The sequence below is a fragment of the Novosphingobium sp. 17-62-19 genome (assembly GCF_002256775.1).
In the GTDB taxonomy this organism is placed as follows: domain Bacteria; phylum Pseudomonadota; class Alphaproteobacteria; order Sphingomonadales; family Sphingomonadaceae; genus Novosphingobium.
The window spans coordinates 25,655-31,654 of record NZ_NCII01000028.1 but is presented as its reverse complement, the minus strand read 5'-3'; the positions used below and the strand labels follow the sequence as shown (position 1 = coordinate 31,654).

At 56.5% G+C, this 6,000-nt stretch carries 5 protein-coding genes; 2 read left to right on the top strand and 3 right to left on the bottom strand.

What is annotated here, in order from left to right; genetic code table 11:
* Nucleotides 1-53: 53 nt before the first annotated feature.
* Entirely contained in the window at nucleotides 54-1,058 is a 1,005-nt protein-coding gene (locus B7X90_RS07115) for an acyltransferase (RefSeq protein WP_292623026.1), read from the bottom strand.
* A 225-nt stretch (nucleotides 1,059-1,283) separates the two neighbouring features.
* Here B7X90_RS07115 and B7X90_RS07110 point away from each other — a divergent pair, with 225 nt between their 5' ends.
* Entirely contained in the window at nucleotides 1,284-2,039 is a 756-nt protein-coding gene (locus B7X90_RS07110) for a methyltransferase domain-containing protein (RefSeq protein ID WP_292623024.1), read from the top strand.
* A gap of 211 nt (nucleotides 2,040-2,250) precedes the next feature.
* The gene (locus B7X90_RS07105; RefSeq protein WP_292623023.1) at nucleotides 2,251-3,573 is read left to right on the top strand and encodes an oligosaccharide flippase family protein; all 1,323 of its coding nucleotides are present in this window, start codon (nucleotides 2,251-2,253) and stop codon (nucleotides 3,571-3,573) included.
* A gap of 15 nt (nucleotides 3,574-3,588) precedes the next feature.
* Here B7X90_RS07105 and B7X90_RS07100 read toward each other — a convergent pair whose 3' ends face one another.
* Nucleotides 3,589-4,539 carry a glycosyltransferase family 2 protein gene (locus B7X90_RS07100; protein WP_292623021.1) on the bottom strand — a complete coding sequence of 317 codons (951 nt, stop codon included), beginning with the start codon at nucleotides 4,537-4,539 and terminating at the stop codon, nucleotides 3,589-3,591.
* Nucleotides 4,540-4,591: 52 nt separating this feature from the next.
* Nucleotides 4,592-5,872: a hypothetical protein gene (locus tag B7X90_RS07095; protein ID WP_292623019.1), complete on the bottom strand. Its 1,281-nt coding sequence runs from the start codon at nucleotides 5,870-5,872 to the stop codon at nucleotides 4,592-4,594.
* Between the last annotated feature and the right edge of the window lie 128 nt (nucleotides 5,873-6,000).

The following is a 6,000-nucleotide window of genomic DNA, read 5'->3' as shown; positions in this document are numbered from 1 at the left end:
TCGGGGCTGCGCCCCTCCCTACGATCAGACCAGACAACCGATCCTACCGGCCATCATAGTCGCCGCTCAACCGGCCATCGTAGTTGTCGCCGCGCAGGCATGAAATGCATGATGAGAACGAATACGACACTGTGCGTCAGATAAATGCCATACGAAACATCGCCTTTAGAAAGCAGCCTGGCCCACGGAAATTGCGCCATGCCCATGCCCACGACCAGATAGGCAACCAATGCAGGGGCCAAGATCACCCCGAGGTTGACGGTCAGTGCGCCAATCAACAGTGCCAGAGTCAGAGCCATAATGCCCCAAGACCAAGGCAGACGATCCCGGTACAAAAATATCAGTGCGCCTGCACCAAAGTACGAGGTCAACTCAAACAGTCTGAGCAGCCTTGCTTCGCTTGGGCCGTCTACAAAAAACACGAATGCGGAAACAGCCACCGATACCAGCCAGATGGTCAGAAATAGCTGGCGTTTGCGGACTATCGCAAAAAACTGCAGCAGCGCCAGCAGCAGGTAGCAGATCCATTCATAGTGCAGGGTCCACATCGGGCCATTGATCGTGTCGCCGCCGTCATAATCCGCTACGCCCGGCAGTTGCAGGCTCAACCACGTTGTCAGATTGCGGAAATAACGCCAGGTTGCCTCATCGGAGTAATAGACGTCTATCGGTAGCGACGAGGTGAGCGGACCGACAACCAGCGCGGTAAAAGCAACCACGACCAGCAGCAGCGGCATGATTCGCATAAGGCGCCGCGAGAGATAGCCGACTATGTCCCCAGTCTTGATCAAACCCGGAGTTACGAGAAAGCCGCTCAACGCAAAAAATACGCAGACAGACAGAAAGCCCAGATTTGTGTAACCGTGGCTGAAGTGGTTGATGTGATCCACCGCCACAATGTCGTACTTGATGGCAAGACTGTGATGGAACACGACGCAGCTCGCAGCCAAAATGCGGACCGTGTCGAAGCCAGGCCCTCGGTTGTTGTTCAACGCAAAAGCTCCGCCGATCGATTGGGTCTTACGGGAAGCACCCCCGTCCCCGTTTGCTGTATCCATCCTGCGAAATTCCTCGGAAAACGGCGTCCATCACTCTTGCGCCAACACTACAGCTTGCCAAGCTAGACAAACTTATTTCGCATTGCAGCAAAAATCATTGTAACCGCAAATCGATCCGATAAGATGCAAAAAATGAACTGTTGCGGCAGTGCGGTATGACGAGGAGCGAGAACCTGTGAGTCTGAAGAAGCGAGTGGGGCAGCGATCCCTTATCCAGTGATTGCGATGGGTCGTAAGCTTCTCCATTTCGGACCGCGAAACTGCGAAGTTTGCGGCAGCAGCATCAGAACGCGCCTCGATAGCGGTTACGGCTTCCCCGTGCTGGAAGAACTGCAAGTTGTGGGCGGTTTGAAGCGGCGCAAGGATCTGTGCCCGATCTGCCATTCCGGTTCGCGTGAACGCTTGATCTGGCTTTACTTGAATAGCAAGCATTCGGCCTTCACAACGCTTGGAGCGGCTCTGACGGTTGCCCACTTCGCACCGGAAAAGGGGCTGTCGATCCAGTTGAAGAACCTGTTCGGGCAAGGCTACACTGCCTACGATCTTGCACCTCATCGCTACCGCCACATGAATGACGTTGAGCCTCAGAACCTCGAAGGGCTGACTCTTTCAGACAATTCGGTCGATCTGCTCGTGGCGAACCACATCATGGAGCACGTGTACGATCTGCCGAAAGCGCTTTCCGAGGTCCGTCGCGTGCTGAAGCAGGGCACGGGCCTTGCGATCATGCAGGTGCCCATCGCGCTCAAGCTTGATGAACACCGTGATGGTGGTCAGGCTATGGATGGCACGCGGCGCATTGCACTGTTCGGGCAGGACGATCACGTGCGCCTTTTCACGCAGCAGTCGTATGTTGACGCGCTGACGACAGCCGGGTTCTCGGTCGAAACCTTTGATGCGTTTCAAGACAACGCAGAAGCCGCAACGCGCTGGGAAATCGATCCCTTCGAGACCCTGCTGCTTATCCGCGACCCTGCTTGAACATCCGGGGCAATTGCTCCGGGAAGGTATCTACCATCCGCTCCTCGGTAGCTTCGATCTAAGCAAATCGGAAAGCGCGTTCGTGCAGCGGGTAAGTGCGCCAGCATCTAATGGTGTTGCGCCGCAGCATCGTGTATAGAAAAGCGCCGGTGCTAGCGCCAAGGTGATGGCCGGAAATGTCGGCCGCGCCGGAACGGAGAACGTGCAGCAAATGAGCGAGATCACTGGCTCTGACGAGGTTCCCGTCTCGAAGTGGGCGAAGCTCAGGCGGCGGCTCAACGGCGTTGGCATCGAGATGTTGATTGCGTTCGTCATGCGTTTCGCAACTGCAGGGTTGAGCTTTGTTCTGAACTGGATGGTCGCGCGCAAGTTCGGTCCCGAAGGGGCCGGGCTTTACGCCATCGTCATGACCACTGGCGTGCTCTTTTCCACCTTTGCCGCACTGGGGCTGGACATCGTTATTGTCCGCACAATCGCCGTGGCGCGGGTCGAAAAGAACTTTGGCAAGGCGCGCAAGGCCATCCGGCAGGGGCTGCTGGTCACGGTGGTGTTGTCCGGCATGATCGGCCTGCTGTTTGTCCTTGGCAATCGGCCGATATCCGAATTCTGGGTGAAGGGTGGCGAGGCTGCGCCCTTCATTCTGGTAACCGGTATCCTCATCCCCATCCTTGCTGCCATGCGCCTGCTTGCGGCTGCCTTGCGCGCCATCGGCAAAGTGGCGCTGTCACAAGTGGTGCAGGGGCCATTGGGGACCGGCACTGCGGTTCTTCTGCTTGGCACAAGTTTGATGATGGATTGGCAGATCCCCGCGCTCTATGCTGCGATCTTCTATACCTTTGGTTTCATGTTGTGTCTGCTGCTGGCCACTTTCGTGCTGCACCGCGAAACGCGCCATTGGCCGGTTGGCACCAGTTCGCCGATGCTGCTTTCCGGCATGATGGTGCTTGGCTCGCAAGTAACGGTATTCCTTGTCGAATGGTTCGCCACGCTGATGCTCACCAACTACGGCACGACAGCCGATGCGGGCATCTTTCGCGTGTGCTTCCAGATCGGGGCGTTGTTCGGGCTGATCATGATGGCGGCTGAATCGATCATGGGGCCGCACTTTGCCGCCTTGCTCGCGCGCAACGATATCGCCAGCGTCAACCGGCTGGCCCGGAATGTCTCTTTGGCCATGATCGCAGCGGGCGCACCGCTGATGGTGGTGATCCTTGCCGCGCCGGAATTTCTGCTCGGCCTGTTCGGCGAAGAGTTCAAGTCCGGCGCAAATGCGTTGAGGATCATCTCACTCGGCCAGATGGCCAATATCGCCACAGGACCGGTGGCATCGATCCTGCTGATGGCCCGGCAGGAAAAATGGACGCTCACTTACGGTATCGGCGGTTGCGTGATCGCAGGCTTGCTTAGCTGGTTCTTCGTTCCGATCTGGGGCGTGATGGGGGCTGCGGTAGCCGTTTCTGCGGGCATCCTGTTCCGGCGCATCACCGCGTCCATCGTTGTGCGCAAAGTGGTTGGCGTGCGCTTCTTCGGGTGAAGCAAGGGCCGCAGTTCACTCCAGTGAATTACGCCCTTCATACCCCCGCCACCAGCATCCGGGGTTCAGCACGATGCGGTCATAGGCTTTCCGGCGGGCACGGTGACGGGCCGATGCCAGCCCGATCAGGCCGCTTGCAGCCCACCGCCGCACCATCGTCAGCCAGAGCGCAAAGCCGGCCAGTTGAGCGCCTGGGAAAGGCCAGTGACGCCGCGCATAATGCATCCGTCCTGTCGATGAATAGAGCAATCGGCCAGGCGAATCCGGGTTCCCGCTGCCAACATCGTGGACGATCCGGCTGTCAGGCGTCAGCCACACTTCATAGCCTGCTGCTTTCAGCCGGGTGAACAGATCCAGCTCTTCGGCGTATAGCAAAAACGTCGGGTCGAACCCGTCAATCGCATTCCAAGCCTCCCGGCTTATCATCATGAAGCCGCCACACAGCACAGAAACTTGCTGCGGCGCCGTCAACTGTTCCAGCGCGGCTTCGCGTGAACCTGCCTGAAGGCCGAAAAATGACTCACGGATGAGGCCCTTCAGCGTTGGGATCGTCAGAAAGTTTCCACCATCGAGCCGACCATCGGGATACATTGTCAGCCCGCCCCATGCCCCGGCGGGCTTGCTTCTGGCAAATTCCAGAAGCCGGTCAACCGCATGATCTACAAGCCGCGTATCGGGATTGAGCAGCAAGAGGAACCGCCCTCTGGCATGGCCTGCCAGCAGATTGTTTCCCCTGCCAAAGCCGATATTGCCCTGGCTCGGCACAATCCGAACTTGCGGAAACCTGTCGCGGACCAATGCTTCGGTGCCGTCCTTGCCGTTATCGACCAGCAGGATTTCGTAGCTACCGGCGCTGGTATGTTCGACGATGGAGGCAATGCAGTCGGCAATGAATCCGGCTGAATTATAGGCGACGATCAGGATGCTCAATTCTGGGTGCGCACCGTGTTGGATGGGAGTAGTCATGAGGCTACTTGCACCTCCCGCCTTCGCTGCCACCGCGAAATCGCGATTCGTCTTAAACGCACTGATTTTCTGTCTTAGAAACACGTGGAGTGCCATTGTGTGCAACGCCGCGCGGAGCGCTATGTGCTCGCGCTTGATTGGCCATGCCACAGGCGATGCCTGCTACCATCATATACCAGATGATGTTGTTCGCCCACAGCGACGTCGTGAAGGCAACGATGGTAGTACACGTCAATGAGAAGACCACGCCCATTGTCGTTGCCCTATCAAAATTGTTAAGCTTTTGGTTGCGGGCGCTGCACTGCCAGATAGCCGCTATAACACCCGCGCCAATTAAAACGGTGGCTGGGAGGCCATATTTGACGGCAAGCATCAACCAGTGATTATCAATCGTTTCCATAATCATCCACCGCGCCCTTTCCATTGGGGCGTCACCGATGCCGAACCAAGGCTGTTTTCCGACTGACGCGGTGCCATAATTCCAGATGATAATACGATAGTAGCCTGTTTCCGGTGAAAGGGTGAAATATTGGACAATTACGCGAATCGCCCCTCTGCCAGAAAAGACCTCAAGAAATACAAATGCAGCCACCGCAGCATAAAATAGATAAATCATGCGCTCCTTCATTCGAAGAACAAATGTGAATATTGCGCGATAACCTATCAAGAACGCGCTTAGCATGATCGTCAAAATGGCGGCCGAACTTAGCGAAAACACAGCCCCTAATGACGCAACAGTACCTATCCACCTAGTTCGGCCTTTTAGGCCTGATAGGTAGTAGAGTGGCAGCATTGACGTCATAAAGATGCCAGCAGACATTGAATGCGGGAACGTTGCTCGCGCTCGGAGAAGACCTAGCCGCGTCTCGTACAATTTATCGAGCCGTGCTCGGATGGGAAACAATGGTGCAATCAACAACTGGTGAGAAATAGCTTCGATCATCAGAATGATCGCTATTATGATTACCCCGGGCAAGGCGTGTACGACAAAAGTGCGTAGCCGTCGTGTATCTGTGAGGTAGGCGCGCCCTACCAGATAGCCACCGATCAAATCGATGAAGAAACTGCCACCACCCTCAATTGCCTTCTGGAGCGGCGAATTGAAGAACATAGCCAGAAAGCCCCACAGCCCGCCTGCTATTATCAGGTAATCCGGCAGCCCGAATTTTAGGCGGCGCTGCATTATCTGGTTGATAGCGGCAGGTGCGAGCAACATTGCGACCAGCCGATACGGCGGCAGCTTGAACCCGCCAAGGTCAACGGCTAGCCCAGCGGGCAACAGAATTGCCCAGAACAGAATCAACGGCACAATCACATGCCGAGTATCGGCCATTGTGCGATAGCCGCGCGGAGGTGCTGCCGTCGAAGGGCGGTATGCGGTGGTTGCTTGTGTTAGCGCCATCGAAGATCCGCCTTGCCTTCGCATCTGCAGCAATTCTCGCTGATGCTATGTATCAATGC

Excerpts from the sequence above, each read along its gene's own strand:
- B7X90_RS07115 (WP_292623026.1), bottom strand. The coding sequence starts at position 1,058 with ATGGATACAGCAAACGGGGACGGGGGTGCTTCCCGTAAGACCCAATCG.
- B7X90_RS07110 (WP_292623024.1), top strand. The coding sequence starts at position 1,284 with ATGGGTCGTAAGCTTCTCCATTTCGGACCGCGAAACTGCGAAGTTTGC.
- B7X90_RS07105 (WP_292623023.1), top strand. The coding sequence starts at position 2,251 with ATGAGCGAGATCACTGGCTCTGACGAGGTTCCCGTCTCGAAGTGGGCG.
- B7X90_RS07100 (WP_292623021.1), bottom strand. The coding sequence starts at position 4,539 with ATGACTACTCCCATCCAACACGGTGCGCACCCAGAATTGAGCATCCTG.
- B7X90_RS07095 (WP_292623019.1), bottom strand. The coding sequence starts at position 5,872 with ATGGCCGATACTCGGCATGTGATTGTGCCGTTGATTCTGTTCTGGGCA.